At 42.0% G+C, this 20,344-nt stretch carries 24 protein-coding genes; 16 read left to right on the forward strand and 8 right to left on the reverse strand.

The window, feature by feature from the left end:
- Nucleotides 1-51: 51 nt before the first annotated feature.
- Together ACFS5N_RS02500 and ACFS5N_RS02505 are read left to right on the forward strand one after the other, a co-directional pair.
- A complete protein-coding gene (locus tag ACFS5N_RS02500) occupies nucleotides 52-282 on the forward strand; it encodes a hypothetical protein (RefSeq protein WP_377181893.1) in 231 nt (76 codons plus the stop codon).
- A 37-nt stretch (nucleotides 283-319) separates the two neighbouring features.
- Entirely contained in the window at nucleotides 320-1,003 is a 684-nt protein-coding gene (locus tag ACFS5N_RS02505) for an HAD family hydrolase (protein WP_377181895.1), read from the forward strand.
- 71 nt (nucleotides 1,004-1,074) lie between these two features.
- Here the strand turns inward: ACFS5N_RS02505 and ACFS5N_RS02510 are convergent, their stop codons facing one another.
- Nucleotides 1,075-1,371, reverse strand: a complete 297-nt coding sequence (locus tag ACFS5N_RS02510; protein WP_377181897.1) for a GIY-YIG nuclease family protein — start codon at nucleotides 1,369-1,371, stop codon at nucleotides 1,075-1,077.
- A 64-nt stretch (nucleotides 1,372-1,435) separates the two neighbouring features.
- Entirely contained in the window at nucleotides 1,436-3,349 is a 1,914-nt protein-coding gene (locus ACFS5N_RS02515) for an AMP-dependent synthetase/ligase (RefSeq protein WP_377181899.1), read from the reverse strand.
- 269 nt (nucleotides 3,350-3,618) lie between these two features.
- Between ACFS5N_RS02515 and ACFS5N_RS02520 the strand changes: the two genes are divergently transcribed.
- The gene (locus tag ACFS5N_RS02520) at nucleotides 3,619-4,236 is read left to right on the forward strand and encodes a nuclear transport factor 2 family protein (protein WP_377181901.1); all 618 of its coding nucleotides are present in this window, start codon (nucleotides 3,619-3,621) and stop codon (nucleotides 4,234-4,236) included.
- A gap of 151 nt (nucleotides 4,237-4,387) precedes the next feature.
- Here ACFS5N_RS02520 and ACFS5N_RS02525 read toward each other — a convergent pair whose 3' ends face one another.
- The 3 genes from ACFS5N_RS02525 to ACFS5N_RS02535 all read right to left on the reverse strand — a co-directional run bounded on the left by ACFS5N_RS02525 (nucleotide 4,388) and on the right by ACFS5N_RS02535 (nucleotide 6,530).
- Nucleotides 4,388-4,714, reverse strand: coding sequence for a HesB/IscA family protein (locus ACFS5N_RS02525; protein ID WP_065999069.1), 327 nt, complete (start codon nucleotides 4,712-4,714; stop codon nucleotides 4,388-4,390).
- Between the two features lie 78 nt (nucleotides 4,715-4,792).
- The gene (gene iscU, locus ACFS5N_RS02530; protein ID WP_377181903.1) at nucleotides 4,793-5,206 is read right to left on the reverse strand and encodes a Fe-S cluster assembly scaffold IscU; all 414 of its coding nucleotides are present in this window, start codon (nucleotides 5,204-5,206) and stop codon (nucleotides 4,793-4,795) included.
- Between the two features lie 112 nt (nucleotides 5,207-5,318).
- Entirely contained in the window at nucleotides 5,319-6,530 is a 1,212-nt protein-coding gene (locus tag ACFS5N_RS02535; protein ID WP_377181905.1) for an IscS subfamily cysteine desulfurase, read from the reverse strand.
- A gap of 260 nt (nucleotides 6,531-6,790) precedes the next feature.
- On the opposite strand from ACFS5N_RS02535, the gene ACFS5N_RS02540 reads away from it, so the two are divergent.
- The 11 genes from ACFS5N_RS02540 (at nucleotide 6,791) to ACFS5N_RS02590 (ending at nucleotide 16,271) form a co-directional block, all read left to right on the forward strand.
- Nucleotides 6,791-8,272 (forward strand): TonB-dependent receptor, encoded by a 1,482-nt coding sequence (locus tag ACFS5N_RS02540; protein WP_377181907.1) that lies wholly within the window; start codon nucleotides 6,791-6,793, stop codon nucleotides 8,270-8,272.
- Nucleotides 8,273-8,362: 90 nt separating this feature from the next.
- Nucleotides 8,363-8,878: a hypothetical protein gene (locus tag ACFS5N_RS02545; protein ID WP_377181909.1), complete on the forward strand. Its 516-nt coding sequence runs from the start codon at nucleotides 8,363-8,365 to the stop codon at nucleotides 8,876-8,878.
- 9 nt (nucleotides 8,879-8,887) lie between these two features.
- Nucleotides 8,888-9,301 (forward strand): methylmalonyl-CoA epimerase, encoded by a 414-nt coding sequence (gene mce / locus ACFS5N_RS02550; RefSeq protein WP_377181911.1) that lies wholly within the window; start codon nucleotides 8,888-8,890, stop codon nucleotides 9,299-9,301.
- Between the two features lie 422 nt (nucleotides 9,302-9,723).
- Nucleotides 9,724-9,972, forward strand: coding sequence for a type B 50S ribosomal protein L31 (locus ACFS5N_RS02555; protein ID WP_377181913.1), 249 nt, complete (start codon nucleotides 9,724-9,726; stop codon nucleotides 9,970-9,972).
- 68 nt (nucleotides 9,973-10,040) lie between these two features.
- Nucleotides 10,041-11,204, forward strand: a complete 1,164-nt coding sequence (locus ACFS5N_RS02560) for a GlmU family protein (RefSeq protein WP_377181915.1) — start codon at nucleotides 10,041-10,043, stop codon at nucleotides 11,202-11,204.
- Nucleotides 11,205-11,293: 89 nt separating this feature from the next.
- A complete protein-coding gene (gene tpiA, locus ACFS5N_RS02565; protein ID WP_377181917.1) occupies nucleotides 11,294-12,058 on the forward strand; it encodes a triose-phosphate isomerase in 765 nt (254 codons plus the stop codon).
- A gap of 21 nt (nucleotides 12,059-12,079) precedes the next feature.
- Nucleotides 12,080-12,550: a hypothetical protein gene (locus ACFS5N_RS02570; protein WP_377181919.1), complete on the forward strand. Its 471-nt coding sequence runs from the start codon at nucleotides 12,080-12,082 to the stop codon at nucleotides 12,548-12,550.
- Between the two features lie 5 nt (nucleotides 12,551-12,555).
- A complete protein-coding gene (prmA, locus tag ACFS5N_RS02575) occupies nucleotides 12,556-13,392 on the forward strand; it encodes a 50S ribosomal protein L11 methyltransferase (RefSeq protein ID WP_377181921.1) in 837 nt (278 codons plus the stop codon).
- A 209-nt stretch (nucleotides 13,393-13,601) separates the two neighbouring features.
- Nucleotides 13,602-14,453, forward strand: coding sequence for a universal stress protein (locus ACFS5N_RS02580; RefSeq protein ID WP_377181923.1), 852 nt, complete (start codon nucleotides 13,602-13,604; stop codon nucleotides 14,451-14,453).
- Between the two features lie 39 nt (nucleotides 14,454-14,492).
- Entirely contained in the window at nucleotides 14,493-15,848 is a 1,356-nt protein-coding gene (locus tag ACFS5N_RS02585) for a UDP-N-acetylmuramate--L-alanine ligase (protein WP_377181925.1), read from the forward strand.
- Nucleotides 15,849-15,929: 81 nt separating this feature from the next.
- Nucleotides 15,930-16,271, forward strand: a complete 342-nt coding sequence (locus ACFS5N_RS02590) for a helix-turn-helix domain-containing protein (protein ID WP_377181927.1) — start codon at nucleotides 15,930-15,932, stop codon at nucleotides 16,269-16,271.
- Between the two features lie 92 nt (nucleotides 16,272-16,363).
- Here the strand turns inward: ACFS5N_RS02590 and ACFS5N_RS02595 are convergent, their stop codons facing one another.
- The 3 genes from ACFS5N_RS02595 to scpB all read right to left on the reverse strand — a co-directional run bounded on the left by ACFS5N_RS02595 (nucleotide 16,364) and on the right by scpB (nucleotide 18,434).
- Nucleotides 16,364-17,482, reverse strand: a complete 1,119-nt coding sequence (locus tag ACFS5N_RS02595; protein WP_377181929.1) for a GNAT family N-acetyltransferase — start codon at nucleotides 17,480-17,482, stop codon at nucleotides 16,364-16,366.
- Nucleotides 17,483-17,554: 72 nt separating this feature from the next.
- Nucleotides 17,555-17,740, reverse strand: coding sequence for a hypothetical protein (locus ACFS5N_RS02600; RefSeq protein WP_377181931.1), 186 nt, complete (start codon nucleotides 17,738-17,740; stop codon nucleotides 17,555-17,557).
- A 133-nt stretch (nucleotides 17,741-17,873) separates the two neighbouring features.
- On the reverse strand, nucleotides 17,874-18,434 hold the full coding sequence (gene scpB / locus ACFS5N_RS02605) for an SMC-Scp complex subunit ScpB (RefSeq protein WP_377181933.1): 561 nt from the start codon (nucleotides 18,432-18,434) through the stop codon (nucleotides 17,874-17,876).
- 344 nt (nucleotides 18,435-18,778) lie between these two features.
- Here scpB and ACFS5N_RS02610 point away from each other — a divergent pair, with 344 nt between their 5' ends.
- Both ACFS5N_RS02610 and ACFS5N_RS02615 read left to right on the forward strand, forming a co-directional pair.
- Nucleotides 18,779-19,474: a ferritin-like domain-containing protein gene (locus tag ACFS5N_RS02610; RefSeq protein WP_377181935.1), complete on the forward strand. Its 696-nt coding sequence runs from the start codon at nucleotides 18,779-18,781 to the stop codon at nucleotides 19,472-19,474.
- A 12-nt stretch (nucleotides 19,475-19,486) separates the two neighbouring features.
- Nucleotides 19,487-20,326 (forward strand): ferritin-like domain-containing protein, encoded by an 840-nt coding sequence (locus tag ACFS5N_RS02615; protein WP_377181937.1) that lies wholly within the window; start codon nucleotides 19,487-19,489, stop codon nucleotides 20,324-20,326.
- Nucleotides 20,327-20,344 lie beyond the last annotated feature (18 nt).

Raw genomic sequence — 20,344 nt, forward strand, 5'->3', positions numbered from 1 at the left:
TGGAAATATTATAACGTAAAGGGCACTGCTTACGGTCCCTCAAAAACAGCATTGAATGCTTATATCGTCCATTTGGCCTATGAGCTAAAAGATACCCCGTTTAAGGTAAGCGTAGTAGACCCCGGATGGACAAAGACCGATTTTAACCGCCATAATGGCCCGGGTAAGGTTGAGGACGCTGCGGCCATTGTAGTTAAACATACTACCATTGGTCAGGACGGCCCGACCAGGAAATTCTTTAGTCAGGATATTGAAACTACCGGTCAGGAAAATCCCTGGTAATATCTTTATACTGCGATGTGTTTAATACCTTTGTGGGATGAACGTAAAAGTTATAGCCTTTGATGCTGACGATACCCTTTGGGTAAATGAGCCTTATTTCAGGCAAAGCGAAGAAGCTTTTTGTACGTTGCTTGAAGAGTATCTTCCGCGCCATGAGTTGGAGCGTGAGTTGCTTAAAATTGAAATAGGCAACCTTAATTTGTATGGTTACGGCATTAAAGGTTTTATACTTTCTATGATAGAGACGGCTATGACCGTCACCAACAATATGATCTCGACCAAGACTATCGGCGAGATTATTAATTTGGGCAAGCAAATGTTAAATCAACCTATCGAGCTTTTAGATGGGGTTGAGGAGGTTTTAAAATGCCTGAAAGGTAATTACCGGCTGGTAGTAGCCACTAAAGGCGATTTGCTCGACCAGGAGCGTAAATTGCGTAAATCAAATCTGACCAGCTATTTTCATCACGTGGAAGTTATGTCTGAAAAGGATGATGCTAATTACCTCAAACTTATCAAACACCTGGATATTCGCCCCAGCGAACTATTGATGGTAGGCAACTCATTAAAAAGCGATGTGCTGCCGGTACTCAATATTGGCGGTTACGCTATTCACGTTCCGTACCACATTACCTGGGCTCATGAGGAAATTGAGCAAAGCATTGATAGCGGTATGTTTAAAAGCGTAGAGTGTATTAAGGATATTCTGGCATTTCTGTAGGGGGATAAAAACCTCCACCGCCCGTCATGCTGAACTTGTTTCAGCATCCTAAAGGATAGATGGGTCTACCTTTACTGTTTCAGTTTATCCTTCAGGTCTTCCATGCGAGGATTTACAGACTTGATTAAATTAATTTTCCAATCGCGCCGCCATCGTTTTAGTTGTTTTTCACGATCAATCGCATCTGTAATTCTTTCGAAATACTCGTAATAAATCAAGTCATGTAAATTATACTTCTTGACAAATGCCGATCCTTCGCCGTTTATATGTTGCCAAACTCTGGCTTCTAAATCGGCTGTTACGCCAATATAAAATGTACTCCTGAAAGAGTTGGACATAATGTAAACATGACCCTGTTTGGATAGCATATTTTATATCATCGTTTTAGGGTGCTGAAACAAGTTCAGCATGACATTTGGATAAAAATGTTGCCTAATCCGCTTCCACATCCCCTTTATACATTTCATCAATTGCCTCAGCGTATTTTTTCTCAATGACTTTACGCTTAGGCTTCATAGTAGGGGTAATCTCGCCCTCGTCCATATTAAATGGTTTGCGTTTAACCTTGAAATTTTTAATACGCTCAAATTTGGCCAGCTCGTTTGACAGCTTGCGGATATCGGCATTCAGCCATTCGCGCACTTCTTTGTTGTCGATAAAGGCATCTGGCTGCTCAAAGAATGCATCATCAAAACCAAATTGCTCTTGTAGTGCCTCTTTTGCGGGGATGATAATCGCCGTGATATACTCGCGCTTATCGCCCAATAAAAATACGCCTTCAATTTTCGGACTTTTCAGGTAAGTGTTCTCAACCGGTGTTGGGTAGATGTTTTTGCCATAAGCATTCACCAGCATATTTTTAAGTCGGTCGGTAATTTGCAGGTTGCCTTTAAAGAAACGACCAATGTCGCCGGTGTGCAGCCAACCTTCTTCATCTATGGTTGCAGCCGTTTCTTCAGGCTTGTTTAAGTAACCTTTCATCACACAGTGACCGCGAACAATGATCTCGCCTTCTTCAGATTGAAAGCTTTCTTTGAACGACTCATGTGTTTGTATGGTATAGATTTCTTTAGTGTCGACGTTTTGAATAGCCACCTCAATACCCGGCACGATGCGGCCCACGGTACCATAAACCTGGCGATGCACCTCGGTAACCGACATAACCGGCGAAGTCTCTGTTAAACCAAAACCTTCCAATACTTTGATGCCCAGATCGCCAAAAAACTCGCCGATGTTTTTCGGTAAAGCGCCCCCGCCCGATAACATGATCTTTAAATTACCGCCAGTGCGTTCTTTAATTTTGCTGAAAACCAGTTTGTCTGCCAGGGCTTGCTGCGCGTTTAATATCGGGCCTGACTTTTTTCCATCCTCGTTAGCTATACGGTATTTCTTTCCAACCTCCAGCGCCCACAGAAATATCTTTGATTTTAGACCCTCTGCGCTGGTTCCGTTCTTCATGGCCCGGTCGTGGATGCGCTCCAGCAATCGCGGTACACAATTCATGACGTTAGGTTTTACTTCAGTCATATTCTTCGCCAGCATTTCCAGACTTTGCGCAAAAGCTATCTTACAACCTGCGTATAAACACACATGGTAAGTTGCCGTGCGCTCAAAAACATGCGATAGCGGCAGAAAGGACAAGAAGGTATCCGTCTTTTCAATGATCGGTATCTGTATCAGGCAAACCCGCACGTTCTCTACCAAATTATGATGCGTCAGCATTACGCCTTTTGGCGTCCCTGTAGTACCCGAAGTATAGATCAGGCAAGAAAGATCTGATGGTAGAATAGCCTCGCGCGCGCTGTTAATGGCCGGTTGGTGCTTGCCAACCAGCGCTGCGCCAGCTTCTATTACTTCTGTAAAGCTGATAACGCCGGCGTTTAGGGTTTGCTTTTCTAAATATCTCTCAAAATCCTCAAAGGCAGGGATAATGCGAATTAACGCCGGGCAATTGTTGGCCACCTTAAGCACTTTGCGAAACAGGAACGGATTGCCACAAATGATGGTACGCGCGCCCGAGTCGTTTAAGATATATTCTATTTCAGTTTCTGAAAGGGTAGGATATATAGAGGTGTTTACGCCGCCAACCTGTTGTAAGGCCTGGTCATAATAAATATAATCCGGGCTGTTTTCCATGATCAGCGCCAGGCGGTCGTTTTTTTGGATACCAATATCAATAAACCACGCCGAAACAGCGTCTATTTTAGCTAGCGCCTCACGATAAGTAGTATCAACCCATGCATCGCCAACTTTGTGGCTTAAAAAAGTGTGTGTATCGGGGTGTATATTTTTTACCAGGTAGCGGATGAGGCTGGGTACGGTAGTACGCTCGTTAGCTAAAGTCATTATGTATAATTGGTTGATTGCTGAAACAAAACTAACACGATTTCCGGATTTTGAAGATGATCGGGATGATTTTTGTCAGGATTAAATGATTTTGCTACCTTTATAACATTATTACCAGCGCTACATATCAAATCAGGATTACCAAAAATCCGGCCTGCTAAACAGGTTTTATGTTGCCGATCTAATCGGCATACATCAATATTGCATTAACTCAAAAATTCATTTAGAACATTTAACGGGCGGTATAGCAGTGCGCCTAATAATTTGATATGGCAACAAAATCCAATAAAACTATAGTGGCCGGTTTTTATAAACACGTTATCGGCCAAAGAAACGAAGCGTTAATTGATACTTATGTTAGCGGAAATTATATCCAGCATAGTCCGTCTGGAAAGGATGGCCGGGAAGGCTTGCGTGAAATGATCTGCTTCCTGAAAACTTTACCATCGTCTACAGAACAAAAATCGCCGGTTAAACTATTATTAGCCGATGGCAATCTGGTGGCCGGTTTGTTACATATTTCCTTTATGGGCAAGCAGCGTTTTGTTGTCGATTTGTTCAGGATTCAGGATGGTCAACTTGCTGAGCACTGGGACGCAGTAGCAGACACGACAAGGGGGGATTTTGATGGGATTATGATTGACCCGACGGCTGATGCTAAGATTAATAAGCAAATTGTTCAGGCTAAATATAAACTTGAATCACGCAAAATCCATCGCATAATAGCAGAGGGTGACGTTGTGATTGTCCAGCTGGAGGTTGTTGAGAATGGAATACAATTTGTGCGGTATGACATTTTGCGGGGGATTGGCGCAGAGATAGAAAAGGTCCTGAGCATTCAGCAACAAATTCCGGATGTAATGACGCACAATAACGGGATGCTGTAATTATCCCGCTGTCATTCTGAGCGATAGCGAAGAATCTTATGCGCTTTGTCCGTCGCTTGGATAAGATTCTTCGCGATGCTCAGAATGACAAATATCATAAAAACAGAAAAGGCGCTTTTAGGCGCCTTTTCTGTTTTTATGTAGTATAAGTTTATACAGAAAAACTTTCGCCGCATCCGCAGGTGCGGGTTGCGTTAGGGTTATGGAAGTTGAATCCTTTACCGTTCAAACCGTCAGAGAAATCCAATTCAGTGCCGGCCAGGTATAAAAACGACTTCATATCCAGTGCCATGCGCACGCCTTTGTCTTCGAAAAACTGGTCGCCCTTTTTTTCTTCGTTGTCAAAGTCGAGGTTATATGATAACCCCGAACAGCCGCCACCCTGCACAGACACTCTCAGAAAATACGAGGCGTCTAAGCCCGAATCCTGCATCAGGTGTTCTATTTTACTTTTTGCTTTATCAGTTACAGTTACCATCGTCTTTAAGTCTTGAGTTCTGAGTCTTGAGTCCATAGTCCTTGCCTCAGGACTTCTGGCTAAAGACTCAAGACTGAATTAGTGGTGCGATTTTTCCAGTTCAATCGGCTCCATGCCGTTTTTAACGCGGAAGTCGTTGATAGCAGCTTTAATTGCATCCTCGGCTAATACCGAGCAGTGAATTTTAACCGGTGGCAATGCCAATTCTTCAACAATATCCATGTTGTCAATTTTCATTGCATCATCAATTGTTTTGCCTTTTAACCACTCGGTAGCTAATGATGAAGAAGCAATAGCCGAACCACAGCCAAAGGTTTTAAATTTAGCGTCGGTGATCACATTGTCATCGCCAACTTCAATTTGCAGACGCATTACGTCGCCGCACTCAGGCGCACCAACAAGGCCGGTACCTACTTTATGACTAGCTTTGTCTAAAGTACCAACGTTACGTGGGTTGGTGTAATGATCAATTACTTTATCTGAATATGCCATTTTCTTATGTGTTTTACGTATTACGTTTGACGTTATACGTAGAATTGTTTACTGTTTGTTTAATTTATACATTCTATTAACGTAAAACGTATAACGTCTCACGTACAACTTCTTAGTGTTCTGCCCACTCAATCGAGTTCAGGTCGATGCCGTCTTTAAACATTTCCCAAAGCGGTGACAGGTCGCGTAAATGATTCACTGCGTTTTTAGTTACCTCTATTGCGTAGTCAACTTCTTCTTCGGTAGTAAATCTGCCTAAGCCAAAACGTATCGAAGAGTGTGCCAAATCATCAGATAAACCTAAGCTTTTTAACACGTATGATGGCTCTAATGAAGCTGATGTACAGGCAGATCCCGAAGATACCGCCAGGTCTTTCATCGCCATCATTAAACCTTCGCCCTCAACATATTTAAAGCTGATGTTAGCTACATGTGGCAGGCGATGCTCTACATTGCCGTTAACATAGCTTTCTTCTAATTGGCTTAATGAAGCTTCAAGCTTATCGCGCAGGGCTGACAAACGTTTTGCTTCGCTAGCCATTTCAAGCCGGCACAGTTCGCAGGCTTTGCCCAGGCCAACAATACCCGGCACGTTCAGCGTACCTGAACGCATACCGCGCTCGTGGCCGCCGCCATCCATTTGGGCGGTAACTTTAACGCGCGGTCCTTTACGGCGTACATACAAAGCGCCAACACCTTTTGGGCCGTAAATTTTATGTGCCGATAGTGCCAGCAAATCAATGCCATCTGCATTCACATCAACCGGAATTTTACCTACAGCCTGCGTAGCATCTGTCATAAACAGCGCACCATACTTGTGGGCAATAGCAGCAATTTCTTTAACAGGTTGTATTACGCCAATCTCGTTGTTGCCGTACATGATCGAAACCAGGATAGTTTCGTTAGTCATGGCAGCCTCCAGAGCGGCTAAATCTACCAAACCATCTTCTTTAACCGGCAGGTAAGTAACCTTGCCGCCCATTTTCTCTACGTGTTTGCAAGCATCCAAAACAGCTTTATGCTCAGTAACTGCGGTGATAATGTGATTACCTTTCTCTTTATACATTTCAAACACACCTTTAATAGCCAGGTTGTCTGATTCTGTAGCGCCAGATGTGAAGATAATCTCTTTCTCGCTTGAGCCAATTAATTTGGCAACCTGCTCGCGAGCATAGTCGACAGCTTCTTCAGCAACCCAACCAAAAGCATGGTTACGGCTGGCTGCGTTACCAAACTTGTTTTGAAAGTAAGGCAACATAGCTTCAAGCACCCGCGGATCCATTGGGGTTGTAGCGTTATTATCAAGATAAATAGGGACGTTCATATTTAATATATTAATAGTACAAAGATATATAAACATTTTTATTTAGATCACTTATAAAATAGCAAAACCGTCATCTTAAACTAATAATTTAAGCTTTTATATGATATCTGAAATAAATTTAAGGCAGGTGATGCTGCACTCGTGGTGTTTTAACTGGTCTTGCCTGTTTTATAATAAGTTCGCCGCATTGTTAAAAATGTCGTACTTTTATGTCGCTATTTTAACGATAATGGCAATGATAACTACAAATATATAAGTGTATGAATATCACTTACAATAAAGATATCGGCACAAAACAAAAGGCCCTTGCCATTAATCTCGACCCTCAGATTTATGGCTCTTTTGCCGAGATTGGCGCAGGTCAGGACGTAGCCGCTAACTTTTTCAAAGCCGGAGCATCATCAGGAACTATTGCTAAGACCATGTCGGCTTATGACATGACCGTGTCTGACGCTATTTACGGCGCGCTCAAAGTTAAGCGCTACGTTAGCGAATCGCGTTTAATGGCGATGCTGGATCATGAGTATAGCCTGCTGATAGAGCGTTTGGCTAAACAAAGAGGCGACAATACAACTTTCTTTGCGTTCTCCAACACGGTGTCAACGCTTAATTATCATAAAACCAACCAGGCGCATGGCTGGATGGGCCTGCGTTTTCAGTTAGAGCCTAACGGCCCCTATAACGATGTGGTGATACATGTTAACTTGCTGGATAATGACAGCAATCAACAACAGCAAGCCGTAGGTGTATTGGGTGTCAACCTGGTTTACGCTTGTTTTTATTACCACGCTACACCAAATATATTTTTACTGTCACTGATGGATGAATTGTCGAAAGACAGGATACAGATTGATATGATACGTTTTGACGGACCTAATTTTGAGAAGGTAGATAACCGGTTGATGAGTTTACACCTGGTGAAATACGGTTTCTCAGACGCTGCATTGTTCGGTCCGGATGGTGAAAATCAGCAGCCGTCAGAAGCGTTGTATAAAAAGCATATCGTAATGATCCGTGGTCGTTTTCGCCCGCTCATTAATGTGCACATGGATATGCTGAATACCGGTGTGAAACAATTTAAGGCTGAGCCCGATGTCGATAAGAAAAACGTAGCCGTGATTTGCGAACTCACCTTGCAGGCCCTGAAAGAACGCAATGCCGATGAAAGCGCCGAGATTGACGAAAAAGATTTCCTGGACAGGGTAGATATACTTTGCTCGCTTGGGCAAACGGTTATGATATCCAACTTTCACGAATATTATAAGCTGGTTGCCTACATTTCAAAAATCACCAACCTTAAGATGGGAGTAGTGCTGGGCTATCCCAACCTGGAGTACATTTTCTCAGAAGTGCATTATAAAGATTTACCCGGCGGTATTCTCGAATCGTTTGCCACGCTGTTTAGCCGTAAGGTGAAGCTGTTTATTTACCCTACACTACGCAACGGCGTGATCATGAACTGCCTGCGTTTCTATCCGCCGCCGCATTTAATTGACTTATACCGGTACCTGATAGCTAATAACAAGATCGAAGATATCAGCAATTACAACGAGAGTAACCTGCATGTGCAAACAGATATTGTGATGCAACTGATAAAGCAGGGCGTAACCGGTTGGGAGCAATATGTACCTAACGAGGTAGCCGCTATTATTAAACAGCGTTGCCTGTTTGGTTACCCGTGCGAGCTACCGCCGGCGCAACAATTGGAAGCCCCGAAAGAAGGGGAGGCAACCGCAAAGTAAAGCTTAAATCGAATTATTACTATCGAAATTTTGCTGGGTTTTTAAAAAAGGTTATATCTTTAATTAATATAAACCTTTTAAACCTTGCTTATGAAAAGAGTTTTTACACTGATTGCCTGCTTTTTTGTATTATTTGCCTCGTGCAAAAAAGACAAAAATCAAGCCCCCGCATATTATGTCACCGCTGATGTGGATGGCACGTCGTTTAACTTTACGTCAAATAATTTGGCCCGGCTCATGAAGGGTAAAAACGGTGGCTCGCTAGCCACAAATTCTGAGCTTTCATTATACGGCGCAACACGTATTGATCAGGATGCTGATGCTATATCAATCGTTATATCTGAGCCGGCAACCACAATTGGTACGGGTACTTATACCGGGGGAGTGGATGATTCACGCTTTGTATCTATTCAATACTTAATTGGGCCATTTTCGGCCAGTGCGCCAAATGAGTACGTGAGCGACCTCTCTGACGGTGGTATGGCTGTTAAGATTACATCTATAGATAATAATACGGTACAGGGCACATTTAGGGGCACACTTTATCACAATGGGTCAGAAAAAAGTATCACTAATGGCAAATTCAATTTGCCGATTAATCAATAATAACTCAAATTGAATAAAATTGAACATATAGGTATCGCCGTGCGCGACCTGAAAGCGGCCGGCAACCTGTATGAGCAATTGCTGAATACTCAAATCTACAAGATCGAGGAGGTAGCGAGCGAAGGCATTAAAACTGCTTTCCTGCAAACCGGCCCCAATAAAATCGAGTTGTTAGAAGCCTTATCAACCGATAGCCCAATAGCTAAATTTATCGACAAAAAAGGGGAGGGCATACATCACATTGCCTTTGAGGTGGCTGATATTCAAGCCGAAATGGCGCGGTTAAAGTCGCAAGGTTTTATTTTGCTAAGCGATGAACCTAGGCCAGGTGCTGATAATAAGCTGGTTTGCTTTGTGCATCCAAAAAGCGCGGGGGGAGTGTTGGTGGAGCTGGTGCAGGAAAGAATAGTGATTGGAGAATAGTTGATTAGAGATAAGTAGGTAGTCAACTTTTAGTCTTAAAGAATAGATACTTCCGCCTTTGTTGGTGTTGTCACCAACAATTTGCAAAAAAGTGTTTCACATCCAGGTGTTTCATCGCTAAAATTAAAAAATGTTAAAAATGCCTTATATCATCGTTAGCCAAATGTTTACGCAGTTTATTTGAATCTTTTGTACTGTTTCAAAGTGTTTCAGTATGTTTTTATAATATGCTGATTATTAGTTTTTTACCTTAAAAAGGTGTTTCAAAGTGTTTCATTTTTACGTGAAACAGCTGATGCGTTTTAAATCGATAAAAATTGCTGCCTGCGCTATGTTGATAATTTTTTAATTTTGACTTTTTACTTTTGAATTAAAATGCTACATTTGCACCTCTTTTATAATAAGAAGAGATTATTAAGACGATGAAAAAAGATCTGCATCCATCAAACTATAGATTAGTTGTATTTAAAGACATGTCTAACGACTATGCTTTCTTGACTAAATCATGCATCGATACCCGTGAGACTATTAAATGGGAAGACGGTAACGAATATCCATTAGTGAAATTAGAGATTTCTCATACATCACACCCATTCTATACCGGTAAGATGAAACTGGTTGACACTGCGGGTCGTATTGATAAATTCCGTTCACGTTACAACAAAAACTAATCTTAGTTCTGTTGATAAAATATTGAAAGTCCCGGCTGCAAAGCCGGGACTTTTTTTATTTTTGCGCCATGGCAATTATCCTGTTCGACGATAACGCACACCAGGCGTTACTGCCTTTAACATACACACGTCCTGTAGCCGATCTGCGCATTGGTATTTTAACCATTGCCGAGAAATGGGCCAAGCATTTAAATACTGAATATTCTTTTAAAACGCAGCCATATTTACAAGCTAAATATCCGCAGGTAAGTGGTGTTGATGATTTATATATCAATGGCTCAGTCTGCCCGGATGATAACCTGCTTGAAGCCATCAATAACCTGAAAACCGGAGAAGCGCTAAAACAAAGCGAATTCCTGATTGCGGCCAAAGCACCTATTGATGCTGAGTTTGAGAAGGTGCTTAGTTATGATTCTTTTTTTATCAGCCTGCGTCACCCTGAAGATATCTTCAGCAAAAATGATATTGAGCTGCGCAAAGATTTCAGATTGCTAACCAAGGGCCGCAGCAGCGCCGAAATCAGCAGCACCAATACCGTACTGGGTAATGATTTTTTTGCCGAAGAAGGTGCAACAGCCGAATGCTCAACCTTTAACACTAATAACGGACCGATTTACCTGGGCGCCAACAGCAGCGTCTGGGAGGGTAATAATATTCGCGGCGCATTTGCGCTCTGTCATAATTCGCAGATAAAAATGGGCGGCAAGATCTATGGTGCAACCACTATTGGCCCTTTTTGCCGTGTAGGTGGCGAAATCAGCAATTCGGTGATCTGGGGTTACTCGTCAAAAGGTCATGAAGGCTTCTTAGGAAACTCCGTTTTGGGCGAATGGTGCAACATCGGTGCAGACAGCAACAACTCGAACCTGAAAAATAACTATGCAGAAGTGAAACTGTGGGATTATACAACACAGCGCTTCCGTAAAACCGGCCTGCAGTTTTGTGGCCTCATCATGGCCGATCATGCCAAATGTGGCATCAATACCATGTTTAATACAGGTACCGTAGTAGGTGTGGGCGCCAACGTGTTTGGCTCCGGCTATCCGCGTAATTTCGTGCCTGATTTTGCCTGGGGTGGTGCTCAGGGTTTTGAAACCTATTCGTTAAAGAAAATGTTCGAAACCGAGGCGCTGGTTTATCCTCGCCGCGATAACCGTGTTTTTGATGAAGTAGAACAGGACATCGTAAAAGAGGTTTTTGCCTTAACCGAGTCTTTTAGAAGTGTATTTTAATTGTTGGTGAATAGTTGAGTAGTTGATTATGCGAATAGTTAACTTAATCAACCCAAACCGACCTAATCAACATAATCAACTATAGTATCATGAGAAAAAAAATTGTTGCCGGAAACTGGAAAATGAACCTTGATTACAACGAAGGTTTGTCTTTATTTTCTGAAGTCTTAAATATGGTTAAAGACGAGGCTACCGGTTCGCAAGAGGTAGTAGTTTGCAGTCCGTTTATTCATTTGCATAGTATTGCTCAATTAGCTAAAGGTTCTGCAAAGGTATCGGTAGGCGCACAAAACGCCCATCAGAATGAAAGTGGCGCTTTCACCGGCGAGGTATCAGCAAAGCAAATCAAATCTGTTGGCGCCGCTTACGTGATTTTAGGTCACTCAGAGCGACGCCAGTATTTCGGCGAAACCAATGAGCTGTTGGCAAAGAAAACCGATACGGCGCTGGCTAATGATCTGAAACCAATTTTCTGCATCGGCGAAACATTGCAGGAGCGTGAGGCAAATACGCATTTCGACGTGATCAAATCGCAACTGGTTGAAGGTATTTTCCACCTGGACGCTTCACAATTTGCTAAGGTGGTTATAGCTTATGAGCCGGTTTGGGCCATCGGTACCGGTGTTACCGCTACTGCAGAGCAAGCGCAGGAGATCCATGCTTTCATTCGCAAAGAAATTGCTGCTAAATATGACCAGGCTGTTGCCGATGCTACAACTATCCTTTATGGCGGTAGCTGTAACCCTAAAAATGCGCACGAACTATTTGCTCAGGGCGATATCGACGGCGGCCTTATAGGCGGCGCCTCATTAAAATCCCGCGATTTTACCGATATCGTTAAAGCATTTAACTAATATTTTTGTTAAGGGGGGAGTATGTTCAAATACCTTGTAAAATTAATACTGCCCCCTTTATTTGCCTTTTGGTCGTTCGCGTTGCTGATTAAATACAGCCCATCTTTCCACCAGGTAAGCATGGACAATTTGGGCGATGATACCGTTTATGGCTTAATTTCCTACCATAAAATATTTGCGCCGGTACAAATTGCTATCGCGTTGCTAACCCAGTTGTTAATTTGCCTTCCGCTATGGAGAAAAATTGTTGTCAGCCGCGCAGCGGCTATCACTATCTTTTCTGTTTTGGTTTTAATTTGTGCGATATTTGCCTTCGGGATTAGTTATACTATTTGGGATTCAACCACCAGTAGCAGTAAACTGTACAGCACCGGCTGTTTTATGACGGCGGTACAACTGTATTATTGGACGGTTGACTTTTTAATACTCTACCTGCTGGATTGGAAGTCAATTCATGCACCTAAAGCCAAATCAGAAGACGAAACCGAATAGAAACCATGAATTACTACGAAGTACTTTTTACCACCATAACTACTGAGGATTATCAGCAGGATTTGTTAATTAACGCCCTGGGCGATATCGGCTTTGATACTTTTGAAGAAACCGATCTGGGTTTTAAAGCTTATATTCCTGAAACTGATTTTAACCAGGCACAGCTTGACGAGGCTTTAGAGCCTTATCGCGAGATGTTCACTTTTAGTTATGAGATAGCGCTCATCCCGCAAAAAAACTGGAATGAGGTATGGGAAAGTAATTTCGAACCCATCGCTATTGGAGATAAGGTTTTTGTGCGTGCGACATTTCATGAAGCTCACCCTGAGTTTGAATACGAGATAGTGATTGACCCCAAGATGGCGTTCGGCACCGGGCATCACCAAACCACGGCTATGGTTTTACAATTAATGCTGGAAAATGATTTCGCCGGTAAAAAGGTACTGGACATGGGCTGCGGTACGGGTATCCTGGCTATCATGGCCTCGAAACTAGGTGCCACCGATATTCTGGCTATTGATTACGATCCGGTTTGTTATGACAGTACCATCGAAAACGCACAGTTGAATAACATCGCTAATATAACTGCCGGTTGCGGCTCGAAAGAGGCCATTCCTGACGAGCAATATGATATCATCCTGGCCAACATCAATCGCAATATCCTGATTGATCAAATGGCTCGTTACGCCGAAGTTTTAAAGCCTGAAGGCGAAATTTATTTCAGCGGTTTCTATGAGACGCCAGACCTCGAGATCATCACCGATGAGGCGCGTAAATATGGCTTGAAATACATCACCCATAAAAAAGATAGCGACTGGGTGGCTGCAAAGTTTGTGAAGTAAGATTTACTACCGATGTCATGCCGAAACAAGTTCGGCATGACGTTTTCTTAATGCATCTAACAAGTCTATACATGTTGACTTGCTGCAAAACTCTATTTATATTTATGTGTTTTATTTGACACTGTGCAACAGGTTACCAATTACCTTTGTATTGTATTTGACTTTTATACCTGAATAGTCAAAATGACATATTTAAAATTTCTACTGCTATGAGAACCTATCTTGTACCTATCGACTTTTCGCAAGCTTCTGTTAATGCTGCTGAATTTGCCGCCCAACTAAGTAAACAAACTAACGTTGAACACATCGTATTACTAAATGCCTACTACGTATCGCCTATTGAAACCATGCTGCCAAATGCCGATATGGTGCAACTAACGGAAGAGGAGGTTGAAATTGAAGCGGCGGATCGTGTTAAAAAACTCGAACATTTACAACACAGGCTGCAAAAACATGTCAGGGAAGGAGTTAAGATCAGCGTACACCTGAATCGTTCGCACCTACTGCGTGCAGTGGTTGAGAACGTATCTGCAAAAAATGCCGACCTGGTGATTATGGGAAGTAAAGGCAACACCAGCAAAACCGACGTTGAGATAGGCGGGCACGTGGTTAGGGTATCAAAGGCCAGCCCCGTACCGGTTATTGTAGTGCCACCTCATTATACTTTTGAGACTATCGAAAAGGTAGTTGTCGCCTGCGACTTCAATAAAGTAAAAGAAACCGTTCCGCTTGAATCATTAAAGCGCCTGCTTGACAAAAAGAGATTTGAGCTGCTGGTAGTTAATATTGATAAAGATTCCAAACACCTTTCAGGAGATGCTGAGCGCAGGGCAGAAGAAACCGCTTTGTATGGTATGCTGAAACCCTATCAACCAAAATATAGTTACGTAAATAACCCCGATGTTATTAATGGTATCCTGGAGTTTGCCGCAACGCAAGATGCGCAATTGGTGATTGCCTTACCACATAAATACAGTTTTTTCCAATCGCTGTTGCACGATAGTGTATCGCAGCAACTGGCTGCTACCGCGGCTGTACCCGTATTGTTATTGAAAGAATAAATCTTTGTTAAGCCAAGCGTTTTTGCGTTTATTTGCAGCATGAGGGTACATTTTATTGCCATTGGTGGTGCAGCTATGCACAACCTTGCCATAGCATTGCATAAAAACGGTTTTGAAGTCAGTGGTTCAGACGATGTGTTGTTTGAGCCATCGGTATCCAGGCTGGCACGGCATGGTATACTGCCTAAAGAAGCTGGCTGGTATCCTGAAAAAATCACTAAAGATCTCGATGCTATTATATTAGGCATGCATGCCCGTATTGATAATCCTGAGCTGTTAAAAGCGCAGCAGCTGGGCCTGAAAGTATATTCGTATCCTGAATATGTTTATGAGCAGTCGAAGGATAAACTGAGGGTTGTCATCGGTGGCAGCCATGGCAAAACAACCGTTACCTCTATGATTTTGCACGCCCTTCAAGTTGCTGGTAAAGATTTTGATTACCTGGTAGGGGCGCAGCTTGAAGGTTTTGATACCATGGTAAAGCTCACTAAAGATGCGCCGATTATGGTTATTGAAGGTGACGAATATTTGGCTTCGCCGATTGACAGGCGGCCAAAATTTCACCTTTACCAGGCAAATATAGGCGTTATCAGCGGCATAGCCTGGGATCACATCAATGTGTTTCCAACATTTAAAAGCTATGTGGATCAGTTTCAAATTTTTATTGAGACTATACAGCCCGGCGGTACACTGATTTATAGCAAAGCAGATGAAGTATTAGAAAATGTGGTAGCTGCTGATAAGTCTAACATCCAAAAACAGCCTTATACGCTACCTGATTACATTATTGAAAATGGGGTAACAACTATATTAGCTGACGGGAAAAGATATGAGCTTCAGGTTTTTGGCGAACATAACTTGTTAAACCTGCAGGCAGCCCGTTTAGTGTGCGAACAACTAGGCATCAGTAAAGCCGATTTTTACCAATATAGTACCACTTTTAAAGGCGCAGCCCGCCGTTTAGAGTTGGTTGGTAAAAATGATACGGCAACCGTATTTAAAGATTTTGCACACTCGCCGTCAAAATTGCAAGCGACTATCCATGCGGTCAAAATGCAGTTTCCCGACAGAAAACTGATTGCCTGTATTGAGCTGCACACCTTCAGCAGCTTAAATAAGGACTTTTTAGCCGAATATGCCGGCACAATGGATGAGGCCGACGAAGCAATAGTATTTATTGACAAAAAAACGTTCGAGCAAAAACAGATGGAACCCTACGCGGCAGAGGTGGTGAAACAGGCATTCGCAAAAAACGATTTAACTTTTTTTAACGATCCAAAGCAGCTGGCAGCGCAGTTGGAAAGTACCAAGTTAGCTTATACAAATCTGTTGATGATGAGCTCGGGCAACTTTGGAGGCATTGATTTAGTTGATCTTAAAAATAAATTACTATAATAATTGTTTTTAAATAAAAAAAATGTAGTAACTTTATTAACTATTGAGAAAACCCTTACCCCCATACTTACAAGACCCTAAATGAAGTCACTAGGAAAAAAAATCAGACTATTACGTCATCAAAAAGGTTGGAGCCAGGAAGATGTAGCTAAAAGGTTAGATATTTCGATTCCTGCTTTTTCTAAAATTGAAACCGGTATTACTGATATCAACTTATCGCGTTTAGAGCAGATTTCTAATTTATTTGAAATGTCAGTTGTTCAGCTCCTTACGTTTAATGATCATGAGCAGGAACAAAAATTTGTTAACGAACTTGATGTCGTAAACAAAAAACTAACAGACAGAGAGACCGAAATTATTGAATTGCAGAAAAAAGTTATTGAACTTTTTGAAGAGTTGCGGCATAACAAGGCAACAGCCTAAGCAATTTTTTGACTGATATAACAAAGGCTTACGCTTACACCTTTAGGTTGTAAGGTAAGCCTTTTATGCTTTAATAATTTTTAGCTATGTAGTTAAAAAATACAGCGCATAGTGGCATGCTTGTGTGCAAATGTGGCGCCCATGGACTCATGCAGAGCGAGCATTTTATCATTAAAATCGCCTACCCATGACAGCTCCAACACGTCATATTGGTTAAGTGATAGTACATACTCTTTCAACTTAGTAAATATCGCCGATTCTAAACCATGGTTTTGTAGGTGCTGCTTAGTGCCCATTACAATGGCGCGCATGCGTTTCACACCTTTCCATCGATAATACAGAAACTTAAGTTTACCAACCAGGTCTAATTTGCCTTTTAATGGTTGTATCATCTGGTTAGCATCGGGCAATACCACCAGGAATGAAGCAGGTTCGCCGTTAACGTAAGCAAACCATATCAGCTTTTCGTCCATGATGGCTTTCATTTTATTGAAGCTTTCCAGAATGGTGCTATAGGTTATCGGGACAAAGTTTTCAAAGTCTTTCCAGCCGTCGTTATAAATCTCAATAAAGTCAGTTGCAAATTTTTCTATTTCTGAGACTTTTAAATGCTTAAACTCGTATCCTGGTTTTTGCGCTACCCATTTGGCAATCTTTTCAAAACGCGGCGGGAACGGCACACTGGTGTATAAGTGGTTGGTAATCTGCTCATACATCACCTTAAAGCCATAGTCTTCAAAAAACTTTTTATAATAGGGAGGATTATAATTCATACCATACGACGGTTGCGAAAATCCTTCAGTAAGCAAACCCCAAAAAGTGTCATTCTCACCAAAGTTAATAGGGCCGTCCATTGCTTGCATGCCCTTTTCTTTCAGCCAGTTTTTAACAGTATCAAATAACAGAAAAGCAGCTTTCTCATTATCAATACACTCAAAAAAACCCATACCTCCGGTAGGTTGATCATAGTGGTAAGCTTTCTTTTCATTGATAAAAGCGGCTACACGGCCAATAAGCTTACCATTATCGTCTTTTAAAACCCAACGGGTACATTTACCAAATTGGTGAAAGTTGTTTTTTTGCGGATCAAAAACTGCTTCAATATCGTTATCCAACGGACATACCCAGTTTGTATCATTTTTATAAATGATACGGGCGACGTCCAGAAACTGTTTTTTTGTGGATTTGTCTTTTACTTCTGTAAGCGTCATCGGCAGCTATAAAAAAAGCACCCAAGAAACGGTTCCGGGTGCTTCGTATAAGTTGATTAATATATAAACTGATTAAAAATCGTCGTCGTCGTCATCATCACCATAATCCTCAAAGCCAATATCATCTAGTGGCCCATCAAAATCATCGTCGTCGTCAACAACCTTTTTTTTAGGTGTTGTTTCCAAGTCATCATCATCGTCTTCAGCATCCGTGTTCCTTGGAATTTTCTTGTCTTCGTTTTTTCTTGGCGCTCCCATGAGGTGAAAGTGTTTTTATAAAATAAGTTGGATAATGTTTTTAATAAGGTTAAACTTTTTTGTTGCTAACTCAATTGGTTAACACTAGTAAAAATAACGAAAATTCATTTTCAAAGAAAAAACATTTAAATTTTTATTCATGCTGTTCACCTATGGTAGATGAGTTGTCTGTAAGTTCCTTTATCTGAGGTAATTCGGCTATACCGTTTATTCCAAAGTAATCCATAAAAAGCGGACTAGTGCCATATAAAATTGGTTTACCTATGGCTTCCGACTTCCCATTTATTGCGATTAGCTCCTTTTCTAAGAGTTTTTGTATCGAATAATCGCAATTAACGCCACGTATCTGCTCAACCTCAGTTTTGGTAATTGGCTGTTTGTAGGCGATGATAGCCAGAGTTTCCAGCGCAGCCTGACTCAGTTTCTTTTTGGAGCGCTGCAACTGCAGTAGACTAATAACCGGATGGTAGTTTTTTTTGGTTAAGAACTGGTAGCCGTTGTTGATATGAACCAGTTCAATAGCAAAGTTATCGGCAGCATATTTTCGCCTGATGTTTTGTAAAGCGGCGTTTACTTCTTCCTGCGCAAAATCGCGCTCAAAAGTAGCTTGCAGGCAGTATAATATCTCTTCAACACGTATGCTTTGCTCCGAGGCAAATATCAGAGCCTCTATATACAATTCAGGATTTTCCATTGGGTAGTAAAATTAATATTCCTGCAGCGTGTGACAACATTATTTTTAAATAGATGAAATTTGAACTCAGCGATATAATCAATTAATAAAACCAACCACGCAGTTAATCTTCGCAGGAATTTTCGTTTGGCCATGGCATGTTTCTTGTCTAATCCAACTTGCCCCTAAAATTGCTTTTTTTTTAATTATCCCCGTTTTATTTATTGTTTTTTTAATAATTCCTGCCAGGAATGATAAAATTTTAATAAAATAAAAACCATAGCAAATAATGTCGGCGTACGTAAAAAAAGAACAGCATAAAACTAAACACCTTTATAAACAACACATTTAACAAAATCTCATTTATGAAAACAGAAACACAACATGACGAAGCAAATGTAAACATGGCCCGCCGGTCGTTTTTACGTTATGCAGGAGCGGGCGTGGCTGCGGCAAGCGTTTTATCGGTAGCTGCCTGCAAAAAAGACCACAGCCCTATGACGCATACGGGTATTGATATTGGAGCCAACGGCGACCTTGCCATACTGAACTACGCTTACGCACTTGAGCAATTGGAGGCTGCATTTTATGTCAACGTTTCGGCACACATGTATACCGGTGCTACGCAAGATGAAATAGCACTACTGGCCGATATTCGTGACCACGAAGTTGCGCACCGCGAGTTTTTCAAAAAAGCTTTAGGTAATAATGCTATCCCATCGCTTACGCCAAATTTTAGCAGCATTGACTTTAGCAGTCGCGCCAGCGTATTAGGTGCCGCAAAAGCATTTGAAGATACCGGTGTAAGCGCTTATAATGGTGCCGGTTATCTTATTCAAAGCGCCGACTACCTGTTGCTGGCCGGCAAAATAGTTTCGGTTGAGGCGCGCCATGCAGCTTATATCAGAAACCTGTTAAATCCGGGCAGTTTTGCTGACACATCCATACTTGACGCAAACGGTATGGACAAACAACAAACAATTGCACAGGTACTGGCAATTGCCAACGGTTACCTTTCAACCAAGGTAAACGCATCAAATTATGGTTATGTAGCATCTTAAAAACGGACAGTCATGAATTTATTTGGAATAATTGAAGAAATTGAAAAAGCTGATCCTGATTTCCAGGACAGAATAAGCCCGCGTCGTGCGGCTATCAAAAATATGACAAGCTTTGGCTCAAAGGTGGCTGTTGCCGCTATACCATTCTACTTTAGCAGCCTCATGAAAAAGGCTTATGGCCAAACTGTAACCCCATCTGTAACCGACGTATTGAATTACGCCTTAAAACTCGAGTTTTTGGAATCGGCGTTTTATACTGCCGGCGTTAATTCAAATATAGCTTTCTCTGCTACCGAAAAAGGCTACCTGACTACTATACAAGGTCACGAAAAGGCCCACGTTGCATTCCTGCAAAGTGTATTAGGCTCGGCTGCTGTTTCACAAAGTACGCAGGGAAACAATGGCGTTTACGATTTTACTGCTGGCGGTTTATTTGCAGATGTATTAACCAACGCCGATACGTATTTTGCGGTGGCGCAAGCATTTGAAGATACCGGTGTGCGGGCTTACAAGGGGCAGGCCGGATTTTTGGTCGGTAATAAAACCGTGTTGACCGCTGCGTTGGATATTCATTCTGTTGAAGCTCGTCACGCATCAGCTATCCGTCAGGTACGTAAAGCCAGAGGGGCCTCATCTACTAAACCATGGATAGTAGGTGCCAATGATACAGGTATTGCTGCTGTAAACGCAAACTACGCCGGCGAAGATAATGTAACGCAAGGCGGTGTAAATATCACTACCTTAACCGGTGTAAATGGTAGCATATCTACAACAGCGGCTACTGCGGCTTTTGATGAACCGCTAACCTCGGCACAGGTTGTGGCTTTAGTAGCCCCGTTTGGTGTTAAATAAGCTTGACATTTAAATCCT

Origin of the sequence: Mucilaginibacter ximonensis, from assembly GCF_042686265.1 — a bacterium.
Classification (GTDB): Bacteria; Bacteroidota; Bacteroidia; order Sphingobacteriales; family Sphingobacteriaceae; genus Mucilaginibacter; species Mucilaginibacter ximonensis.

Coding starts and splice junctions, on each gene's coding strand:
- ACFS5N_RS02585 (WP_377181925.1), top strand. CDS start 14,493: ATGAGGGTACATTTTATTGCCATTGGTGGTGCAGCTATGCACAACCTT.
- tpiA (WP_377181917.1), top strand. CDS start 11,294: ATGAGAAAAAAAATTGTTGCCGGAAACTGGAAAATGAACCTTGATTAC.
- ACFS5N_RS02510 (WP_377181897.1), bottom strand. CDS start 1,371: ATGCTATCCAAACAGGGTCATGTTTACATTATGTCCAACTCTTTCAGG.
- ACFS5N_RS02555 (WP_377181913.1), top strand. CDS start 9,724: ATGAAAAAAGATCTGCATCCATCAAACTATAGATTAGTTGTATTTAAA.
- ACFS5N_RS02505 (WP_377181895.1), top strand. CDS start 320: ATGAACGTAAAAGTTATAGCCTTTGATGCTGACGATACCCTTTGGGTA.
- ACFS5N_RS02525 (WP_065999069.1), bottom strand. CDS start 4,714: ATGGTAACTGTAACTGATAAAGCAAAAAGTAAAATAGAACACCTGATG.
- ACFS5N_RS02535 (WP_377181905.1), bottom strand. CDS start 6,530: ATGAACGTCCCTATTTATCTTGATAATAACGCTACAACCCCAATGGAT.
- ACFS5N_RS02595 (WP_377181929.1), bottom strand. CDS start 17,482: ATGACGCTTACAGAAGTAAAAGACAAATCCACAAAAAAACAGTTTCTG.
- ACFS5N_RS02610 (WP_377181935.1), top strand. CDS start 18,779: ATGAAAACAGAAACACAACATGACGAAGCAAATGTAAACATGGCCCGC.
- ACFS5N_RS02560 (WP_377181915.1), top strand. CDS start 10,041: ATGGCAATTATCCTGTTCGACGATAACGCACACCAGGCGTTACTGCCT.
- iscU (WP_377181903.1), bottom strand. CDS start 5,206: ATGGCATATTCAGATAAAGTAATTGATCATTACACCAACCCACGTAAC.
- ACFS5N_RS02545 (WP_377181909.1), top strand. CDS start 8,363: ATGAAAAGAGTTTTTACACTGATTGCCTGCTTTTTTGTATTATTTGCC.
- prmA (WP_377181921.1), top strand. CDS start 12,556: ATGAATTACTACGAAGTACTTTTTACCACCATAACTACTGAGGATTAT.
- ACFS5N_RS02580 (WP_377181923.1), top strand. CDS start 13,602: ATGAGAACCTATCTTGTACCTATCGACTTTTCGCAAGCTTCTGTTAAT.
- ACFS5N_RS02590 (WP_377181927.1), top strand. CDS start 15,930: ATGAAGTCACTAGGAAAAAAAATCAGACTATTACGTCATCAAAAAGGT.
- ACFS5N_RS02520 (WP_377181901.1), top strand. CDS start 3,619: ATGGCAACAAAATCCAATAAAACTATAGTGGCCGGTTTTTATAAACAC.
- ACFS5N_RS02515 (WP_377181899.1), bottom strand. CDS start 3,349: ATGACTTTAGCTAACGAGCGTACTACCGTACCCAGCCTCATCCGCTAC.
- ACFS5N_RS02540 (WP_377181907.1), top strand. CDS start 6,791: ATGAATATCACTTACAATAAAGATATCGGCACAAAACAAAAGGCCCTT.
- ACFS5N_RS02615 (WP_377181937.1), top strand. CDS start 19,487: ATGAATTTATTTGGAATAATTGAAGAAATTGAAAAAGCTGATCCTGAT.
- ACFS5N_RS02570 (WP_377181919.1), top strand. CDS start 12,080: ATGTTCAAATACCTTGTAAAATTAATACTGCCCCCTTTATTTGCCTTT.
- ACFS5N_RS02600 (WP_377181931.1), bottom strand. CDS start 17,740: ATGGGAGCGCCAAGAAAAAACGAAGACAAGAAAATTCCAAGGAACACG.
- scpB (WP_377181933.1), bottom strand. CDS start 18,434: ATGGAAAATCCTGAATTGTATATAGAGGCTCTGATATTTGCCTCGGAG.